1 protein-coding gene is annotated in these 268 nt (G+C 59.7%); it reads left to right on the top strand.

The annotated features are described in order from the left end of the window. Window positions 1-136: universal stress protein (locus tag RAD10_RS41980; RefSeq protein WP_461622038.1), on the top strand; the 136-nt coding region annotated here is incomplete at its 5' end. Window positions 137-268: the final 132 nt, after the last annotated feature.

Here is a 268-nt window from a genome sequence, read left to right on the forward strand (position 1 = left end):
GCGGATTGCGTCCTGTCGAGCGGATCTCCTCGTCATGGGCGCCTATGGCCATTCGCGTTTCCGCGAATTCATACTCGGAGGCGCAACCCGAAGCATCCTGACGAGGCCGCCGATTCCCGTGCTGTTTTCCCACTAAACGGGTCGGACGACTCCGCAAGTGCCGCCTACTCCGCCCAAACGCACATGGACGCCAACCCGATCAGAGACGATAGGAGAATAGTCCCGGTGTTTCGTGCCCGGGGGCTTTCTAAAACGTATCTGATGGGAG

This window comes from Bradyrhizobium sp. 23AC (assembly GCF_054863025.1).